This is a genomic window from Carboxylicivirga linearis, assembly GCF_018271995.1.
In the GTDB taxonomy this organism is placed as follows: Bacteria; Bacteroidota; Bacteroidia; order Bacteroidales; family Marinilabiliaceae; genus Carboxylicivirga; species Carboxylicivirga linearis.
The window spans coordinates 1-20489 of record NZ_JAGUCO010000031.1 but is presented as its reverse complement, the minus strand read 5'-3'; the positions used below and the strand labels follow the sequence as shown (position 1 = coordinate 20489).

General features: G+C 35.4%; 16 protein-coding genes and 1 tRNA gene. 8 read left to right on the top strand and 9 right to left on the bottom strand.

Annotated elements, in window-relative coordinates; all coding sequences use genetic code 11:
- The first annotated feature begins 30 nt into the window (after positions 1–30).
- Together KEM10_RS21540 and KEM10_RS21535 are read left to right on the top strand one after the other, a co-directional pair.
- Positions 31–2625 carry a T9SS-dependent choice-of-anchor J family protein gene (locus KEM10_RS21540; protein ID WP_212219612.1) on the top strand — a complete coding sequence of 865 codons (2595 nt, stop codon included), beginning with the start codon at positions 31–33 and terminating at the stop codon, positions 2623–2625.
- 272 nt (positions 2626–2897) lie between these two features.
- Positions 2898–2969, top strand: a tRNA-Arg gene (locus tag KEM10_RS21535).
- 115 nt (positions 2970–3084) lie between these two features.
- On the opposite strand, the gene KEM10_RS21530 is transcribed toward KEM10_RS21535, so the two are convergent.
- The gene (locus KEM10_RS21530) at positions 3085–3891 is read right to left on the bottom strand and encodes a LytR/AlgR family response regulator transcription factor (protein WP_212219609.1); all 807 of its coding nucleotides are present in this window, start codon (positions 3889–3891) and stop codon (positions 3085–3087) included.
- A gap of 155 nt (positions 3892–4046) precedes the next feature.
- Here KEM10_RS21530 and KEM10_RS21525 point away from each other — a divergent pair, with 155 nt between their 5' ends.
- Complete coding sequence (locus KEM10_RS21525; RefSeq protein WP_212219606.1) at positions 4047–4454, top strand: hypothetical protein; 408 nt, start codon at positions 4047–4049, stop codon at positions 4452–4454.
- A gap of 152 nt (positions 4455–4606) precedes the next feature.
- Here the strand turns inward: KEM10_RS21525 and KEM10_RS21520 are convergent, their stop codons facing one another.
- From KEM10_RS21520 to KEM10_RS21495, 6 genes are all read right to left on the bottom strand, one after another.
- Positions 4607–5458 (bottom strand): hypothetical protein, encoded by an 852-nt coding sequence (locus KEM10_RS21520; protein ID WP_212219603.1) that lies wholly within the window; start codon positions 5456–5458, stop codon positions 4607–4609.
- A 297-nt stretch (positions 5459–5755) separates the two neighbouring features.
- Positions 5756–7012: a PQQ-binding-like beta-propeller repeat protein gene (locus KEM10_RS21515; protein ID WP_212219600.1), complete on the bottom strand. Its 1257-nt coding sequence runs from the start codon at positions 7010–7012 to the stop codon at positions 5756–5758.
- A gap of 158 nt (positions 7013–7170) precedes the next feature.
- Positions 7171–7479, bottom strand: a complete 309-nt coding sequence (locus tag KEM10_RS21510; protein ID WP_212219597.1) for a hypothetical protein — start codon at positions 7477–7479, stop codon at positions 7171–7173.
- A gap of 151 nt (positions 7480–7630) precedes the next feature.
- Entirely contained in the window at positions 7631–8107 is a 477-nt protein-coding gene (locus KEM10_RS21505) for a hypothetical protein (protein WP_212219595.1), read from the bottom strand.
- A gap of 124 nt (positions 8108–8231) precedes the next feature.
- Positions 8232–8660, bottom strand: coding sequence for a hypothetical protein (locus tag KEM10_RS21500; protein WP_212219592.1), 429 nt, complete (start codon positions 8658–8660; stop codon positions 8232–8234).
- A gap of 196 nt (positions 8661–8856) precedes the next feature.
- Positions 8857–9849 (bottom strand): OmpA family protein, encoded by a 993-nt coding sequence (locus KEM10_RS21495; RefSeq protein ID WP_212219589.1) that lies wholly within the window; start codon positions 9847–9849, stop codon positions 8857–8859.
- A gap of 489 nt (positions 9850–10338) precedes the next feature.
- Here KEM10_RS21495 and KEM10_RS21490 point away from each other — a divergent pair, with 489 nt between their 5' ends.
- Positions 10339–10998 carry a hypothetical protein gene (locus tag KEM10_RS21490; RefSeq protein ID WP_212219586.1) on the top strand — a complete coding sequence of 220 codons (660 nt, stop codon included), beginning with the start codon at positions 10339–10341 and terminating at the stop codon, positions 10996–10998.
- Positions 10999–11478: 480 nt separating this feature from the next.
- On the opposite strand, the gene KEM10_RS21485 is transcribed toward KEM10_RS21490, so the two are convergent.
- Complete coding sequence (locus KEM10_RS21485) at positions 11479–12312, bottom strand: hypothetical protein (RefSeq protein WP_212219583.1); 834 nt, start codon at positions 12310–12312, stop codon at positions 11479–11481.
- 393 nt (positions 12313–12705) lie between these two features.
- Between KEM10_RS21485 and KEM10_RS21480 the strand changes: the two genes are divergently transcribed.
- The 4 genes from KEM10_RS21480 to KEM10_RS21465 all read left to right on the top strand — a co-directional run bounded on the left by KEM10_RS21480 (position 12706) and on the right by KEM10_RS21465 (position 18052).
- Positions 12706–14217, top strand: a complete 1512-nt coding sequence (locus tag KEM10_RS21480) for a nuclear transport factor 2 family protein (RefSeq protein WP_212219580.1) — start codon at positions 12706–12708, stop codon at positions 14215–14217.
- Positions 14218–14483: 266 nt separating this feature from the next.
- Positions 14484–15377 carry a cupin domain-containing protein gene (locus tag KEM10_RS21475; RefSeq protein ID WP_212219577.1) on the top strand — a complete coding sequence of 298 codons (894 nt, stop codon included), beginning with the start codon at positions 14484–14486 and terminating at the stop codon, positions 15375–15377.
- Between the two features lie 86 nt (positions 15378–15463).
- The gene (locus KEM10_RS21470; protein ID WP_212219573.1) at positions 15464–16570 is read left to right on the top strand and encodes a nickel-binding protein; all 1107 of its coding nucleotides are present in this window, start codon (positions 15464–15466) and stop codon (positions 16568–16570) included.
- A 57-nt stretch (positions 16571–16627) separates the two neighbouring features.
- Positions 16628–18052 carry an FAD-binding oxidoreductase gene (locus KEM10_RS21465; protein ID WP_212219570.1) on the top strand — a complete coding sequence of 475 codons (1425 nt, stop codon included), beginning with the start codon at positions 16628–16630 and terminating at the stop codon, positions 18050–18052.
- Between the two features lie 75 nt (positions 18053–18127).
- On the opposite strand, the gene KEM10_RS21460 is transcribed toward KEM10_RS21465, so the two are convergent.
- Positions 18128–20239 (bottom strand): amino acid permease, encoded by a 2112-nt coding sequence (locus KEM10_RS21460; protein WP_212219567.1) that lies wholly within the window; start codon positions 20237–20239, stop codon positions 18128–18130.
- Positions 20240–20489 lie beyond the last annotated feature (250 nt).

Here is a 20489-nt window from a genome sequence, read left to right as displayed (position 1 = left end):
ATTATTAATTAAACATTACGACACTTTATTATGAAGAAGATCTACTTTTTGTTTTTGTTTATTCTTGTTGGAATGAACGCTGCTATTGCACAGGTGGCAGGTAGTAGCTTGAATGAGGATTTTTCTGGAGATGCTTTCCCTCCTGTTAACTGGAAAGAAAAATTGTTATCTGGAAGCATTAACTGGACAGTATTAGACGAGCCAGGTAATGAGACTGCGAATAGGGTTGCCGGGTTTTCGGGATATGGCAATACAGATGATTTTCTTATAACACCACAATTGTTACCAACGAACGATAATAATCAAATTCAATTCAGAATACGAAGTGGTGAGTATAATTATGAGGGTGTATCTTTACATATTTTAATATCAACGGGATATACTGATTTTGCCGATTTCTCAACAGAGTTATTAACCTTATCTACAGGTGCAGAAACGACAGCTGATGGTATAACAACCGATTGGGAATATCATACTATTGATTTATCTGATTATGTTGATAGTCCTGTTTATATTGCCTTTGAAGCAGTGGGGTATATCAGTACTACCTTTTATATTGATGATGTAACGGGAGTTGCCCAAGCTCAATATAATAATGATTTACAGGTTCAGAATTTGGAATTGCCTTCTGATAATCCATTTATTTATGAAAATGATCAGATTACGGTTTCGACCACTATCAAGAATCTCGGTTCGAACAGTGTTGTTGACTCACCAGTGCGTTTTGATTTGGATGGAGTAGAGTATGTAGTCCAAAATATTTCGCTTACGGAAGGCGAAGAAATAACTGTTTCAAAACAAATAACCGCAAGTAAAGGAAGTCATCAGATTACGGTTTCCATTTCTTCCGATGATTTTGAAGCCAATAATAGTTTAGAGGGATCTGTGTTTTTATACCCTGAGGACGCTTTATTGGAAAGCTTCGAAGGAGATGTTTTTCCTCCTGTCTATTGGACTATTGAAGGTGAGGAGATATGGTCTGCTGCTAACTTTAATCAGAGCCATGGGGATTTTAGTGCTTCTTGCACCTCTTCAGGTTATAAATTAATTACGCCAAAATTAGATGTTGCCCTAGGTGATTCTCTTTGTTTTGATGCTTACATTTCAGGAACACTGGAGGTGGCATCTTCTGTTGATGGAAGAAATTGGGAAGTCATTAAAACCATTGAACTATCAGATATTTATGATGTTTTATCATACCAGATTAATTTTGATGCTAACGAAAATACAGGCTTTGTAGGGAGTCGATATTTTTCTTTTGAGATAGTAGGAGAGTATGGGTATTTGTATTTGGATAAGGTATATGGATCAACACCACTCCCCGTGGTGGATGACCTTGAATTAGTGGATTTTGGAGTAACAAATACATCTTCATTTTATGCAAATGATCCGATAAACTTCTCAATTAAAGTACATAACAATGGAGAAAGTGCCTTAGAAAAAGAAATTTCATTGTCAGTTAACGGTACTGTAATCAGTGATGGATTGACTACTGGAGTAGTTGAACCAGCTAGTGATGTTGAAATTTCGTTTCAATGGACGCCTGATCAAGGATACGTATATGCATTATTTGATATTGCGATTGAGCCTGATGACTATTATGGAAACAACACTGGTTCTTTTGCTAAGATTATTTATTCAAGTGAAGCAATGGAATTACCATTTGAAACAAGTTTTGAAGATTGGTATACATTCCCTGATTTCTGGACAGTTGATGCTTCCACATCAACCACCTGGATGCAATTGACTGGTAATTTGTATGGGCCTAATGCTACAGCTAATAACGGAGATGCAGTACTAGGGTTTTCTTCATATGATTACGTTAACGCTAATATGATTACCCCCAACATAAGTTTATCGGGTGATTATTACAAGGTTTCTTTTTGGATGTATCGTGATGATATGGAATATTATCTTGACACTGATGACAAAGTGAATGTGTATTTCAATGAAAATCCGGTTGTTGAAAATGCTATCTTAATTGGTTCAGTAAGTCGATCAATCGCCATTGAACCGGCAGTTGAGCAAGCAGGTTGGTATCAATACCAATTTTTAGCTGATTGTAGTGATCTTACTGAAGGCTTCTTTATTTTTGAAGGGGTGGGACAATCAACCTATCGCCAAATTTACATTGATGATTTGAGTATTAAAGCTGTATATGATGTAACATTTGCAATAACCAATAATTCGAAAGCCATAGAAAATGCAGAATTAACAATAGATGGTCAAGAAGGTACTTTAGTTACTGGGGCAGATGGGAAAATAGTTACTCAATTATCAGATGGAGTATATAATTATACGGTAACAACAGTTGATTACGAAACTGTTGTCGGACAGTTTGAGGTGAATGGATCAAATGAAAATGTAGATATTCAATTGGTATCTACGGATATCTCTTCTAATCCTGAAAAAGGAATGTTGGTTTATCCAAACCCATTCGATAGTCAAATAACAATATCGACATCTTCCGGTGTAAAATCAATTTCGATGTATGATGTTAGTGGTAACGAGGTTGTTAAGCAATCTAATTTAATTATAAATACATCTAAGCTGGAAAAAGGGGTGTATATTGTAGTAATTGAATGCACTAATGGAGAAAAAATAATAAAAAAACTTACAAAATAAGAGGATCTGTATTTTTAAACGTACCTATGAGCCTGTTCAAATTCTTTTGGGCAGGCTCATTAATTATATACTATTCTATGTCAATTCAACTGATTTGTGAAGACTTAAGTAAAATATGTTTTAATATCTGTATGGAAAGATATATCGAAGATGTTTCTACTGGTTTTTTTAGTTATGAGTTAAACTGACAACATTTATTTGGGAAAGCAGAATTAGGCAATCTCAAACTACATGTTCTTTTATAAAAAAATGTTATTTTTGGCATCCGTTTTGGTCCCATAGTTCAATGGATAGAATGTCAGATTCCGGTTCTGATGATATGGGTTCGAATCCCGTTGGGATCACATTAACTATATTATTCAACTAAGCCTCTCCAAGAGAGGCTTTTTTATTTGCTTTAATTTGGTTGCGATCAGATAGATTTAGGGCCACAACAATATACTTATTGATAATTCAATACTACCCCTTACTAGTATATTTAGTGTTGACAATTGTTGTTGTTTTATCTCTGCTATTCAGCAATTCCTTAACATCTTTCCTGTAGCTTCTGCCAATATTTAATTGATAGTCATCGACTAAGACCTGATCCAAAGAGCGTTCTTTAATTTTCTCCGTATTGATGATAAAAGAGCGATGAATTCTTAAAAAAACATTAGGTAACTTTTCTGACAGCTTACTTATTTTCTCTTTACTTTTGATCTCATCTTTTATAGTGATAACCTTGATATAATCAGACAAACTTTCGATATAAATAATTTCGTTATAGGGTATTTGTATCATCTTACGATTCGACATTATTTCGAGAAAGGATTTTTCTCTTTTTGCCTTATCATCTATTAGGCTCTGAATGACTTGGCGATTTTCCGTAATTTGATTCATCATCAATAAAAAAGAACCTACAAAAACTAACATATACATGATGACTGTCATTATAGTAATCTGCGTTGTATTGGGCATCACATAACTAAAGTTTGATAGGTATACGAAGGCAAATACAATTACTAATATTTCGAGATAAACAGAAATTATAGCTGTGCAAAAGGTATAAAATGTAAATCGTGCATATCTTTTAGTAAGATAGAATTTAGGAACAAGTACATAATTAAAAAAATAGGAGGTGCCTAAAACTATTGGAAGCATCATACTAACAAAGAAGAATAACAGAGTACCGTTTCCCCATGTTGTTCGAAACGCAAATAATAAAACAAGTACAACAAGAATCCAATAAGCTATATGGTAATGTGGCTTTTTTAATATTTTATGCATTGATTTCTCTCTTTTCAAACTAATTTCGGGAAAGATATTAAAATAACAAGCCAGAGTAGGCAGATTACCGGTTAAGATGCGGATTCGACATTGTTATTTTATTCGTTCTCATATACTTTGGCAGTAGTAATTAATCAAAGTAAAACTAAAAAATTATGAAAGAATTATTTATTAAAGGAGGTCCGTTTTTTATGGGACTGGTGTCCATCTTATTTATTATTACTACTGCCTGGTTTATTTATCATTTTGTTGTTTTTTATACCGCAAAAGAAATTAATCTACCAAAAACCTTGCGTAAACTTAGTTACGGTAAAACATTTGGTTTATTTACATTGATTGTAGGAATTGTTGGACAAATGATTGGATTTCTTGCCATGTTTGAAGCTATTGAAGGGGCTGTTGCAAAAGGAATGGAAATAAAACCGATAATGGTGTATGGAGCAATAAAAGTAACCATGATTGTTACGGTCTATGGTTTACTCATTTATTTGTTTTCATTGCTATTGTGGTTTGTATCAACTACCATAATTGAGAAAAAGGCAGAAAAAATAAGTGTTGCTTAGAAGTCTTATGTATAAATTCCTTTTGTAATATGGTTTTGATGACTTATAACCAAATAAAATAACTCAATTAAAAGTATTTGAGGAGTAGTGTAAAACCACTGGTTTGCTTTGCACTATTCCTCTTATCATAAAGAAAGGGTCATCAAATAAATTTAATATTCTGCCGGATAAACTTTTTTGTTAATTAAATTTTTTAAGGTGTCGATTTTAAAACTTTCAATGTTTTTAACGAATACGCCATCTGTTACCTTTGCTCTTCTTTTACCCTCAATTTGATTAAATCCTAATGTTAAAACGTATACCGAATCGATACAATAAGGAGGACTAACAGCGCCTGCATTATTAAATTCTATTAAGTTGCTTATGGTAACTGTTGATAGCCGGTTATTTCTTTTTCCTCTATAAAATAACTCTCTTTTTAAAGCAAAGTCTGTTGGCCTTGCTTCAAATGCAGTGCTTAAAATGCCACTGTCCGGAATTCGGTAAATTCGATTGTTTTTTGCAATCTCTTTATCCATTGAATTATCATACAAAACATGGAATAAGCCAAAGTAATTCTCTGGAATATAGAATACAGATTTACTTGTATTGACACTTCTTTTTTTAGAAACTGTTTTTTTATCTGGCTTTACAAGAACTTGTATCTCATCAATCTCTGTTGGATTCTCTTTTTTAGCTTTAAAAGAGGTCAATATCATGGTATCATTTTCAAAATGAATATAGATATCATGGATAAATTGATTATTCTCAGCATTAGATATTTTTAACAACCACCCTGCCTTATAATTTTCTGCTGTATATAAAAAATGATGAGTTACAGGAACCAAATCTTCCCCTATCCAGGCATGATACAGGATATTATATTTGCCGTCTTCTGTAAACTCATAACACGATTCTTTATCCCAGGTATTATTCCATTTTCCAATAAAGTTCGGTGATTTTGAATGGCGATGAGTAAAACTAACTAATATAATTAGACCTGTAATTAATAATATTTTTTTCATTTATAATATGTTATTCTAATGAATTGAATACAACAATTGCTGGATTCTCATATTGCTCCTTAGTCGTGGTGTAAATTTGTTGCTTAGGCATTGGAGTATAATGTCAACATATACTTTCAAAATTCGTTCAACGATTTTAATTCCAGGTATTCTCAATTGCGCCTCTTAAAATACAACCATCTTTTCTTTGGTTAGGTCCAGTTTTTTTTAACATCGATGCTAACCAAATTCAATTGACTCCTAAGCTAATATTTTGCTCTGCTGAATGCCAGAAGATAATCTTGATGCTGATTTTTACTACTCTTTTATATTATAAGCCACTAAAACATCTCCATGCCTGACATACAATATTCCGTTATAGATTGCCGGGCGCGACCAATGCGGACCATTCCCGTCGGTAACACGAAACGAACTTATTACTTCAAATTTTTTAGGGTTGCTTTTTACCAATGCCATATTCCCCCTTTTTTCGTCATAAAGGTAAAGCATTCCGTCGGCAGCTATTATTGGGCCTTTTGTATGAAAATCGCCAATCCAGGTAATTTCCCCACTTTTCCAGTTCATGCATATCCATTTTCCGCTTTGCCTTCCCGTAAAATTCGAGCCATATAAAAAGCCATCAACCAAAACAACACCGTGGTTTTGGTTGTCGAAAGTCTGGTCGGTAAATTTTACCGAAACCGACTTGCCATCGGGGGCTATTTGCAGCATGGTGGAAGGAGTGTCCCAACCGCTAGTTATCCACAGGCAACTATCTTTATAGGTTGGTATATTTGACAAAATGGTGGAGTTGTCGCCGTTCGGACTAAGGAAATTATGTTGAAAATCCCAGGTAATTTTACCGTTTTCCGGATCTATGCTAAGCACGTGTGTTTTGCTGGAGGTGATAATGTATTCTTTGCCACAATGTTCAATTAAAGCAGGCGACATATTAGAACGTTTGGTTTTTAATGATTTCGATTTCCAAATCAAACGGCCATTCATTTTATCCAGAGCAATAACCATGGCTGTTTCTCCGCCAATGGAAGCAATTACTTTATCGTCAACCAATAGTAATGATTCTGATACTCCAAACATATCCCAATCGCTTTGGTATTCTTTGTGTAAGTCGACACTCCATATTTTATTCCCGGTTTTAGCATTTAAACAAACCATTTCATCCATGCCCGAGAGTAAATAAATGCGATCGCCTTCAAGTGTTGGCGTGCACCTTGCTTCGGGGAATGAATTTTTCCATGCTTGTCCATAAGGTTTTTGCCAAAGAATTTTGCCGTTTAAATCAAGGCAGCTTATATATTCAAGTGTATCGATATTTCCGGTGGTGTAAATACGGTCGGTAGTGGCAATGGTTGATGAATTTGATTTACCTAATCCTTCTGTTACAAACAGAACTTCAGGGCCATCGGTGGGCCACTCTTTTATAAGACCTGTTTCGGGAAAAATACCATCGCGGTTTGGCCCGCGAAATTGCGTAATTTGTGCATTGGCAGAAAGAAGGATGGTTAATAAAACCGATAGTACAATAAAGGTTCTTCCGGTAGATTTTGTATTCATATTTTTTAAAATTGTGTGTTTATAGCTGTATTCTTCCTTTGTGTAAATATGTCTTATGATTTCAGCAAGTTATGATTTTTATACTTGTATGTCAGTATAAAATAAAATTGTCTAAAGGATATTGATAATCTGTGAACTTTCTCTGTACTAATTATAATCTAAAAAGTGCGTCTGTTATACTTGCTCACAACATTTCCTAGATTCTCCCATTCGTCCCAATCAATGAATGTTTCTCCGTATTTATCGTCAAAAACAATCCATCCTCCGGCCCTTTGAGAAAGATTCTTCAGCTTTTCTATTATTTCATGTGTCAAGGTAAGTAATCCATACTCGGTTATTATTCCATTCATTCCCTTCCATAAATCAAACGCTAAGTTTTTCATCCAACTTGCATAATAAGCTTGTTCAGATAAGTCGGACATATATTCCGCAAGTTTTCTTTGGTCGGTATTTAATTCGCTTAACATTTATTCTAATTTACGTGCTTGTAGTGGTGTTGAATCAATTCTTTTTTACCTGACAGTATACTAAGGTGTTAGGACGAGCAAAGCGCGCCATGCTTTATTTCCAGCGGGTTGCCAGTAGTATTTTCTTAATCAAATCTATAACTAATTGCTATTAAGTATATGAATCATAATCCAACGCTTCCTCTTTTATAATCTCAGTGGCCAATTCTTTAAACTTATTTTTATAATTATTTATTTCGCATTTTTCAACGACGAAATTATATATCAATTCATAGTTCGACCAAGTATATTTTTCAATATTAACTATCTTTTTCTTCTTCTTTTCATACAAAACCATTTGTCCTAGAGCTGTTTTATAAGTTATTTGGTCAACATGAAAGGTTTTTATTTTTTTTGTATAAAATGTGAATTGAAAAGAATTATAATCCTCATCAATTTCAACTGAAATTACTTTATCCTTAAATTTTAATAGAAGTATAAATATTAGGGATAGGAATATTATCGAAATAAAGTTCATCAATGAAAACATTGGGAACCATAAAATTCCAATAACACAAAGAATTCCTTTAGTTTGATATGTAAGATATAGTCCTTTTAAGCTTTTGTATTTGGAATTATTTGTAATCATAGATAAAATTAAGTATTTATAAGAATGTTGGGTTAATATTACTGCCAACGGTGTCAGGTCGAGTCGACCAAGCCATGCTTTATGCCAGCGGGTTCGCTGCCGTTTTTTCTTTTGAATTTTGTTGTTAAACATTAAATTCTGTAAGAATATAAATAGTCAGAATGTATAAAAAGGTTCCAAATATTAAGGCTCTTCTTCTTTGTCCATACTTTAGTATGTAATTATCAGCTTTCAATTCACTAAGAGACATGTCATAACGTCTTTTGCCAATTAAAATCCAAATTGATAAAGCAATAATTAGTATTTGGTTTGCAACAGTATAGCTTTCAGTAGCATTTATGCGCCTTTGTTCTTGAATTTTTTGTTCTTCTATCTGTTTTTCTTGCTCTAGTTGCTTTAGTATTGAAGACTCATATTCTTTCGATATATTTCTTCTCTTAAGTTCGCTTTTTGCTTGATCAATTGCCTCCTGTTGCCAGTGATAAGTGTCACCATGTGCTATGATGATTAATTCTATTGTTTCTCTTTCTTTTATCGGAGGATTAAATTCCATGTTCTTATTGTCAAATTACAATTATAATTTAAAAGTGTTTTGTACGATATGTTGGTAGCTAACGTTTGCTGGATGAAGTCGTGGCGCGTTAGTCGTGGTGTCGTGTCATGCGGTAGCGATGACAGGATAGTAGACAAAGGCGTCAGGACGAGCAAACCGAGCCATGCTTTATACCAGCGTGTTATGCACCGTATTTTTAATAAATAATTTCAATCTCCACTCTTCTATTTTTACTGCTATATATATCTTCGCCATCTAACAGTTTTTCTTCACCGAGCCCTTTGATTTCAATTAGATCACTTTCAATTCCATGGTTTTCGAGTTCGATAGCAAGAGAAGATGCTCTGTCTTTCGATAGCTTAAGATTGTACTCTTTATCACCACTTGCATCAGTGTAGCCTGTAATTATTATTTTCTTATATGATATGCTTTTTAATTTATTACAAATTGTATCAATATTACCTTTCTGATCTTCTTTAATTCTAGAATCGTTTATTTCGAAGAACATATCTGGGAACACTGCAAATTTTTGCTTGCGTTTGAGGCTGTCTATAAGAATTTTTTGTAATTCAGTTGCTTCTGACTGATATGAATTATTATTTTCTTTTAGACCACAAACACTGACTAATTCATAGCCATATGGATATGCTGATGCGCTTAATCCTTCAACTTTAATATAATGTATTGGCTTTTTGATTTTAGCATTCTTTAGATCAAAACTTGTATCTTGTCGACTATGTACATTACCAATCTTATAATATTTTTTGTTGTTGTTACTCACCGAGATACAAGCACTATCTATTAGATGTTTTCCACATATAAAACCAGTACAAGTGATAAATATGTCATCGGTATTTGGAATGTCACAAACTTCATTCTCAAAACCGAAGATGATATAACTTCCTGTTGGTATAAATAAATGGTAACCTTTTCTTTTAAATAAAATTTCAGGGGATAGATTTGTAGAGTAATTAATAGTTCCAATACCACCCATAAAAGTGACTTTGTCAGATTTTACTTTTGGTGGATATTTTATAGTCTTTCCATTAGCTTTCATTTTTTTAAATCCCATTTTATGCTTTGATGATACAATTTTGTCAGGAAAATTAATGCTTGCATTACTAAGATCCTGAGACACTATTATTTCAATATGACATAATAGAATTGAAAAGAGTAAAATATATTTCATTGTTATTTTGTGTAGCCTTTTTTTAGGACGACTCATTATGGTGCATAACTACATGATAGACGGAGTATGCTCTCTATCCCACATTATAAAACTATAAAAATAAATAGAGTTAACAAATAGCGTTATAAGTTAATAAGAAACGATATTCTTCAAATACTTAACTGTTTTTAATATCTTATTGCATTAATGGTAATTGAGTAAGGATTAAACCTTATTTTATTATTCATGGAAATTAAAAACTTTCTTGCTTACAATTACTTGGCGTAATTCTAAAAATATATCAACATTATTGTATGCCTAGAAGGATGTTTGCTTTTTGGTTTTGTTGTTAATCATAAAAAAACGGGTAATTCATCAGGTAATATAATCTGTTTATCACAACATAATAAAAATAAGTGTTACGATAATAAGGTTTTTGCAATTAACCTATAATTAATGTGATGAAGGATTGAAGCTGTTGGAGATGTCTAACTTAAAAAACCATTTTTTATGGCAACAATGATCCCGGAGCGACGCTCCACCGAAATGCATTTGAACACAGCCTATCGTCATATGCGTTTATGTTCACAGGTAAAAGGAGCCGAGTCGCTTATCTCTCCTATTGAAAAAGCTATTACAGATCTTAAAGCTGCATATGCCGAAACAGAGCAGGCCCGTATTAATAAAGAAGCAGCCAACGATTTGGTTAATATGCATGATGCGGTTCTGGACGATGAAGTACGTAATTTGTTTGATGAGGTAAAAAAGTACGACCGTAATAATCCTACCGGCAAAATTATGAAAATGATCTTTCCTGAGGAGCGTTATGGCGACATTGTAAAGGCTCCGCTTTACTCCGAGCCCGATGAAGCAAACAAGCTAATTACACGTATCGATAGTTTAGGCGATCATCCGTTAAAGCAGGAAACAGGTGCATTAAGTAAGGCTATCGCCCAATCGCGTGAATCGATTGCTACCTTAAAAGATTTGATTACTCAATGGAAGATGGTTGAAGCTGAAGAAGAAATTGCAAAAGGTAAATTACGTCTTCAGTACGAGCATAATTACCTCGATGCAATAAAAATGTTTGATAAACGGTTTGCACAACGCTTATTTCCGAACCTTACCAAAGCATCAAAAATACAAATCGAAATAAGTAACGAAGATTAAAAATGGGTTAATTGATTTGATTTCCCCGGTGTTGTTCTAGTGCTACGCCGGGGATTTTATATTTTATCAATGCTTTATAGTTGATAAAGGATTGAAGGTGCCTCCCCAAAAAAGTATGACGAGCTTACTTACAGGCTGATGAAGGCCGGTAAAACTTTCGACACAGGTTTTTCGGGCCTCACAACGTGCGTAAAAACTTATTCGTAGGTTTTTCGAGCCGAAAAATGTTGGTTAAACTTTTAACGCAGCGGCTTCGAACTTGCATGAGGGGCGTAAAAACTTTAACCATGCTATTTTAATGTGGTATGAAGGTGGTAAAACTTTTTACCGGGGTTTTGCAGTGTGCACAATGTGTGGTAAAACTTTTACGGGTTATTTTTCGGCCTGCAGTAGCCTGGTATACGTTTTTATTCACAAGCTCAGGACTGATATGAGCAAGCCATCGAGTGTAATTCCGTTTATTATTTTTAGCAGGTGTGTTTATTGATATATGATGGTGTTTGCTTGCCAATTTTGCTTTACGCATACTTTTACGTTTTCATCATTTTCTGAAATATGCAAAGCATCTTCTGTAAGTTTCTCTTTATTATCAATTATTATCAGGGCTGTATTTTTATTGTCGAACACAGTTTCTTTCACTAACTTATTATTTACAAATACTTTTTCTGAACTTTTATTTCCAGCAAGATCATATGCAACAGAGGTTCCGTCTTTTACCGGTGTATATTTCGAATCGCCAATTGATTTATGCGTGTAAAAAGTTGAATCACTAACATTTCCGTTTTGGTGATATTGAACCAGCAATGTTTTTGACTGATTGTACATAATTTTGTTGATGAATTGCGGAGTATTGTTTTTTGAATAACTGATGGTTTTAAGAATAATACAATCTTCATAAACCGTTGAAGAGGCATATTTCTTTTTACCGGCCATTTTCTTTACCTTTTTATCATTGCTTTGAGCAATGCTTTTCATCTCCAGTAATTCTTCGGTAATAACCCGACCTTTACGGTCAAAAGTAAATCGTTTAAACAGGTTAAATCCGTTCATATAGATGGTGCTGTCGGCTAATTGACCATTCTTATGCCAGTTTTTCATTTCAAGGGGTGTACCATCCTCAATGGTCATTTGCCAGGCAATTTGCTTATTGCTGAAGAACTGTTGGCAAGTGCCATCATAATTAGAATTTGTATTTAAATCAATTGCCAGTAACGAGTTGTCATCAACAGTAAAAAATTGCTCGTATTGCGAAAAAGCGAACGTGCTATTGATTAAAAGCAAAGCGGATAGGATGAGTGTTGTTTTCGTTTTCATAATACTGGTATTTGATTCTTAACAGCTTGTAAATCTTATCCAGTTTACGCTACAAAACAGAAGATGGTAATTCTATTTACATCAATGACACTCTTGTTTTGATCAATATATCGAGGATAAATTTTGGGTGATTTTTCTTCCATCAACGGCTGTTTTTTATCCATTAATTGATTCAGGATGGCATTATGGTTTGAAGTTGCTTGATAAGATTATTTCCAATAGCGCACGGTTTACTATAGGCATTAAGGTTAGACAGAACTGTGTCTGATGTATATTAAATTAAGGATTAGGGGGAGGTTGAAATGCCAATGCCTAACTGTATGATATATATTGACCTAGGCTGGATAAATGCGTAACTTATATACTTGTTTACTTCATTAAAAAATCATCATTATGAAAGGTTTACAGTTTAGTTTGGTTATGGCACTTGTACTTTTTACATCTGCTGTTACAGGTCAGAAGGGTGAGAAGCTGAAATTTACAACTTCTTCCAATGAGGTTTCTCAGTTACTGAGGGAGGCTATCGATAATTATTACATGGCAAATATGAGTAAAGCAGATGAGTTGGTTAAGAAGGCTCAGCAAAAAGATCCCGATTGTGCATTTGTTGTATTGATGGGACCAGATGAGATGACTTATCAACAAAAGCTGGATAAAATACAAGGGATGAAAATGTCGGCTGATGAACAACTATTTATGGATGGATTTCAGGCCAACCTAAAAGGTGAATCATCGGTTAATTACTTCAATCAGTTTTTTAAGAAATATCCTAAGGATCCGCAACTTAGTTTATGGCTAACATTTTTTATGAGTAACCTTGATGAAAGTGTGGCTTGTAATGATAAAATAATTAAATCCAATAAAAAGTTTGGTCCGGCCTATAATATGATGGGGTATAAACAAATGCAACTGAAAAATATGGATGAGGCTCAGAAGTGTTTCGACAAATACCTGGCGCTTGAACCTGATCATGCCAATCCATACGATTCAAAAGGCGACTGGTTTATGGCAAACGGTATGTTAAAAGAGGCCGGCGAATCATTTGATAAAGCCGCAGCTATGGGTATGAAAGTGTCGATAAAGAAGGCTGCTATTGCAAAAGCAAGGGGAAAGTTTACAGAAATAAGCGAACAGGATATTCAAACCATCAAAGATATTTGTATTGAGAGCGAAGAGAGTTATGTAGATGAGGATTTTGAGAAGCTCAGTGCAGTGATGCATAATCAGGCCATAGAAATATATAAAAACAACATGGTTAATGTAGGTAAATACAATATCAAAGCAAATCTGGAGAGAAGATACAATAATGGTACATACTCGCGGGCTGATATTAAAATTGATGATGTGATTGGACTGGGGAATATTGCAGCAGTAATAGGTAGTGCTAACGGCGACTTTAAAAACAATAACGGAAAAGAAACCAGTTATGATGGCAATGCTATTTTTCTGGTTGATAAAGCCGATGATGACTGGAAAATAATAGTCTCACATTATTACGAAGACGGGACCTTTACTGATGAAGATAAAACTAAGATCAAAAAGTTATGTCAGTCTTTCTCGTCATTGTACGATTTTAATGTGAAGGTAACAGAAGAAATGCTGAAGAAACAGTCTGCTTATTTTATGCCTCAGAGTATTGAAATTTATGGCGATCATAGATCGAATGTAGGATTACCCAATATGGAAATAAGATGGCAATACTTTTTAGGAGGGGAATTTGAATTTGCATTGCTAAATCCGGTTAAAATATCGGGTAAAGGAAATAAGGCCGTTGTATGCGGAGTTGCATGTCAGAAATTTAAAGCCAAAGGTTCGGATGAATCCCAAGAATGGGAATCAGCCTTTACATCGATACTAACCAAAGAAGATGGAGATTGGAAAATGCAGGTGTGGCACTGGCAATAAAGTAACAGTTATAATAATATCCAATGTTTGGGAACGGTTCTTTATAGCCATTACGGTTTGATAGAACCGTTTCTTATCTATGTTATCTTAATTAGCTCTTCTCTTTATATTTATAAAACTTCTCAGGTAAAAGAATGATCTGATGCAACAAATGTTGCATTCTTAGATTTAAACGTGTTCGCCTTCTGCATAATACCTATCGTAATTTGGCTTTTGTTATAACGACTTGAAAAAGAGTCTTTAATTATTACTAAAAATTATAAGTCATGAAAAAGAAGGTATTAAGTATTTTAGGTGTCGCTGCCTTGCTGGTTGCAACAGGTTTATTATTTATCAATGCAGGTAATAAAGATGCGCGGAAAGAAATAATCAACCTGCTTGAAAACGAACGAACCACTTTTAACAATAATGATTTTGTAGCATATGCCGAAAATTGGGTAAAAGATGAGCAGGCCTTGTTCCTATACTCCGGTATGGAGAACTATTATTTGTTACAAGGATGGGAAGAAATAGGTAAAGGTTTTAAAGATCATATGGACTGGAAAGAAGAGAATGACATTAAAACCTATGAAGATCCGAAAGATTTCAAGTATCATTTTATAAAGGTGGATGGTGATTTGGCATGGGTAAATATGTCGCAATTTAACGAGGATAAAAGTGAACAGGATCGGAGAGCTTATGTGCTGAAGCGAGTTAATAAGGACTGGAAAATTTTAAATATTAATATGCTTAATTTAAATTCTTATGCCGAAGGAAAATTTGTAGTGGATGCAAACAAAGCACCTGATAAAACACATGTAAATCTGAATGATTTCCCAAAAGATCAAGTGTTTCCAATGATTGAAGGATGGGGAGGAATGTGTGTGGATATTAATAATGCACCAGCCGGAACGGAATTTACACCTCTTCTTGAAGGATTAAAAAACGATCATTGCCAGGTTCCACATTGGGGGTATGTAGTAAAAGGTGCTATTCGAATGGATTACGAAGATGGTACTTCCGAAGTTTTTCGCGAGGGAGAAGCCTTTTACATGAAACCGGGTCATACAGGTGGAGTTGAAGAAGATTTGCTTTTGGTGAGTTTTGGACCTGAAGAAGGCATCAGAGAATTAGTGAGTCATTTCGAAAATAAGGTAGCCCAGATGAATGCGAAAAAATAGCCAAATTTAAGGGGCGTTGTAATAAAAGTTGCTTTTAATAGTGATATGCATTAAATTAAGTACTTCATTACTTAAATAATTGAGTTATGCCACTGTTTATGGATTATCACAATGCTCCTGGTATTACAATCGAATATGCCCAAAAAGCCCACCTCGAAGATCTTGCTGTACAGGACAAGTACCATGTAAAGTATCATCAATTTTGGGTAAACGAAGAGGCCGGAATGGTTTTTTGTCTGATGGAAGGCCCGGATATGGAATCATGTGTAGCAACTCACAGAGAGGCCAACGGAGTTGAAGTGTGTAATATTATTGAGGTTGATGGAGGCATGTATTCAGCTTTTATGACCTATGGGCAGTCGTTGGATAAAGATATAGTGATGAAAAATCCGGGGCAACCTGATTCAGGATTTCGTTTTATCCTAACCCTCGATATTATATCGTTGACAAGCCTTAAGGATAGTATTAATTTTGAGGCATTAAAATTTCCTGAGAAGCCCGGACAGAAAGCAAGAGATATTATCAGACGTTACCAGGGACGAATTTTACAACAGCTGCAAAACGATTGCCTTATAACCACTTTTTATACACCCGAAAGTGCTGTGCAGTGCGCAGTGGCCATAAAAAATGAGTTTGATAATAATATAACTGACAACAAAAATAATGGCTGGAATATCAAATTTAAAATGGGAATAAGCGTTGGTCAGCCGGTTACAGAAAATGACAATGTGATTTTTGAAAAAGCGGTTGAGCAGAGTTATCGTTTTTGTAAAATTGCGGGCGACAACGAAATAATGTCTTCATCTTCCATTGGTAAATTGAGTGTATTTTGTAATGAGGAAGTAGAGAATAAAACGCTACAGGTAATAACCGAAGTAGAACAAGAGTTTTTAGATCGTTTATTTAATATAGTAGAAGGAAATTATCCTGATGAACAGTTTAATGTAGAATCTTTAAGTCGTGCTATTGGGTTAAGCAGGCCTCACCTGTATCGTAAATTAAGAAGTATTGCAGGTGCATCACCCGTGGCTTTTATTAGGGATTTACGACTGGGAAAAGCACTTTCCTTACTAAAACAAAAAAAGAAGAATATAACAGAGATTGCTTTGGATGTTGGAATTAATAACCCGTCTTACTTTGCTAAATGTTTTCAGAATAAATATGGCATTTTGCCTTCGCAAGTGGCTGTTTAATTCTGTTGTAAACATTTCCAACCTCCACATTACTAATGTAAATCTAAATAAAAGATTATGGATGTGGTATTAAGTACAGAAGGAAGGGTTAGTCTTGATCAGAAGCTGATTGATGATTTTAACACAAGTCTGGGAGGTCAGTTATTGACGGGTTCAGATGCCGATTATAATGAGGTAAGGCAATTGTGGAATGGTATGCACGATAAAAAGCCAGCTCTTATTGCCCGATGCACAGGGGTGGCTGATGTTATAGCCTCGGTGAAATTTGCACGCGAGCATAATTTGTTGGTCTCGGTTCGTGGAGGTGGACATAATGTAGCAGGAAGTGCTTCCAATGATGGCGGTTTAATGATTGATTTATCCTTAATGAAAGGCATTAAGGTGAATCCGGAGGAACAAACTGTTCATGCTCAGGGAGGCGTCACCTGGGGAGAGTTGGATAGAGAAACTCAGGCATTTGGTCTTGTTGCTCCGGGTGGAGTTGTTTCTACTACAGGTATTGCCGGATTAACACTTGGAGGAGGATTAGGATGGTTGCGTAAAAAGCACGGATTAAGTATTGATAATTTACTTTCGATTGACCTGGTTACTGCCAAAGGAGAATTTGTTACGGCCAGTGAGAATAGAAATGCTGATCTTTTTTGGGCTGTGAAAGGGGGAGGTGGTAATTTTGGTATCGTTACCTCATTTGAGTATAAACTCCATCTGGTAGGGCCAATGGTTGCTCTATGTTTACCTTTCTATCCTGCAGAAGAGGCTAACAAAATTTTGCCTGTTTGGAAAGCTTTTGTGGAAACTTCTCCAGATGAGGTCTCGTCAACAGCTATGTTTTGGACCATTCCATCGGTGCCTGATTTCCCTGAAGAGGTACACGGCAGAAGAGTGCTTATACTGTCAGCGGTGCATTGTGGTAATCCTGATGTAGGGGTTAATATATTAAAGCCACTTCGTGAAATCAGTACCCCACTTGTTGATTTAAGTACACCTATTCCTTGGGTAATGCTTCAGGGGATGTTTGATCCATTCTTTCCAAAAGCTCAGCAATTGTATTATTTCAAATCAAAGTACCTGAATAATCTGGATGAGAAAACGATTGAGGCCATTGTGCCCAAGGCCATAGCTCCACCACAACCCATGATTTTAGTGGCTATCTGGCATATTGGCGGAGCCATGAGTCGGATTAGTGATGAACAAACGGCTTTTACCGGAAGAAAGTCTAATTATTTGTTCAGCGTTGATGCTATCTGGACTGGTGCTGAAAATAATGATCAGGTAATAGCCTATGCGAGGGAATATTTAAATGATATGGAAGAATTCTCTCCTGGTGGATTGTATGTTAATTTCGCCGGCCTTGGAGAGGAAGGTGAAAGTCTGGTGAAGGCTGCTTATGGTAAAAACTATAAAAAGCTGTCGGCCGTTAAATCAAAATATGATCCGGATAATTTCTTTCATATGAATCAGAATATTAAACCGGAAGGTTAATTTTATTAGGATCGCATCTTTGATTTGCATCATGGTTAGAAGTTGCGATCCTATTGGTAGCATAGAATCAATAAATCAAATATTATTACTGATATAGCTTTTAAACAGTTTTGAAATAGATTTTTCTTCGCCTATTATGGTAAGTATATCATCTTCTTGAAGAAGAGTGGAGCCGTTTGGAGCAAAGGTTTTATTATCACGTTCAATCAAAGCAACCAACACATCTTTGGGTAGTTGTACTTCTTTCAGCTGAAGTCCTACCATAGCAGACTGAGCCGTTCCATTCAGGAGTTTAATGCTGATGAATCGTTCGTTCTGCAGCATATATTCTTTCATTGCACGGTGACTGTCCATCTTAATAATCTCCTGAACAAAACCAGGTCGTTCCATAATATCAACCATTCGTGACAGCATGCGTAATTGTTGTTTTGGGTTTTCGTCGGAGTTAATCATAAAACAACAAATATGAATGGGCGAAAATGGTTCGGGATTTTTAAACGGACTAACATCCGATATGACAACTTTACTAACAACTGAGTAAATGGATGGGTGCATCACATTTTTATCCTTCACATGAAAAAACAAAACACCGGGTAAGGCAATCACAGAGTCTTCATCAAGTGAATGAATGAATCGTTCTTTGATAGTTTTCTTATTATACTGCAGTTCGGTTTGGAAATAATCAGTGACTTTATCTAATATTTGATTCAGACTGCTTTGTTGCTTTAAGATGCTAATCCTGGAATTAATCACTGTTTCGTCAAAAGGATCACCTTCTCTCAAACCTTTTTCTTTTACAATGGTCATTAATTCGTTTTCCAATTCATCGTACTGGTATTGCCCCAGAAGTGCAAACCAATGAAAAATGGCACCTTCGCGTTTTACTTTTCCCCGCGAATGAAAATGATACCAAATAACTGCCAACAATATAATGCCGGTAGTGAAAAGGATAGGCATCCACCCAAGGTATACGATTAATAAAAATGAAATAATAATGCCAACAATCTGCATAAATGGATATAGAGGCGACTGATAGCCCGGATCGTACGATTCAATTTTACTCTTACGGAAAACAATAACCGAGAAATTAATAAAGATAAATATTAGCAACTGAAAGGTACTGGCCAGTTTTACAATGCCCTCTTCGGAGAGAAGTAAGATAAACAGAATGATGAAAATGGTTGTAAATAAGATGGCTATGGCAGGGGTGCCTTTGCCCCATATTTTTGAGAGAATGGCAGGCATTAACTTATCTCTTCCCATAGCAAACGGATAGCGCGAGGCGGATAATAATCCCGCATTACCTGTTGAGGCAAAAGCCGCCAATGCGGCAATCGACATTAAAATAACTCCGGTGTTTTCGGGTAACCAACTGTAGATTTTGGAGGCGGCTACGGCCGCCGGAGCCAATTCGTCAGCAAAAGTTGCCGGATCGATTAATGCCACCATAATAAAAACACCTACTCCGTATATTAATCCTGTCACCACTAAAGATAAAACCATCCCAAGCGGAATATTTCTTTCAGGATTTTTAATTTCTTCAGCTACACTGGCAATCTGTGTTAAACCAAGGTATGATACAAATACAAAGCCGGCAGAGGTAAATAATCCACCTAATCCATCAGAAAGAAAGGGAGTGAATTGTGTGTTCAGCGCTTCTTTGCTTATGGTTGATTGAAAAAAGATAGAGTAAATGCCATCTACAATAAAAGAAATTAAAATGATGAGAAGAAATACCACAAATATCTTTTGAAAGGCAGATGTTTTCTTAGCTCCTACCAGATTTAAAGCCATAAAAAAGAGGGTTGCTATAATGGCGACTAGTTTTGTAGGTACCTCCCAAAAAAGTGCAGCATACGCTCCGATACCAATAATTGCAAAAGCGGTTTTAAGCATTAATGCGAAGTAGGTGCCTAAACCTCCAATAGTCCCGAATAATGGACCCAGACTGCGATCGAGAAAGAAATAAGCACCTCCTGACCGGGGTAAGGCGGTTGATATTTCGGCAATACTAAACATGGTTGGAAGAATCAAAACTCCGGCAAGCATATAGGCTATAAATACCGATGCCCCGGTGTAATGAGATGCGATACCCGGAAGTAAAAAGAAACCAGAACTGAACATGGCTCCGGTACTAATGGCAAATACGTCAAATAACCCCAGCTCTTTATTTAATTTCTTACTCATAGGTAATCATTAATTAATGCAACCCCCCATCCAGCATGAGGTGAAGTTATATACAAACAATCGAATCGGGTCGAGGGTTTATTCTTCGATCAAAATAGTTCAGAATAGATTTATAATTCTGGTTCATTATGAGATTGAGTGAGTGAAAATTCTCGGGTAAAAGTTAGCCCTAGATCGGCCTTGTCTGGTGAGCCATAAAGCAAGGTGAAGTTGCCGTTAAAATCGGTGCTGTTTGAGCGTAGCGAGTTCA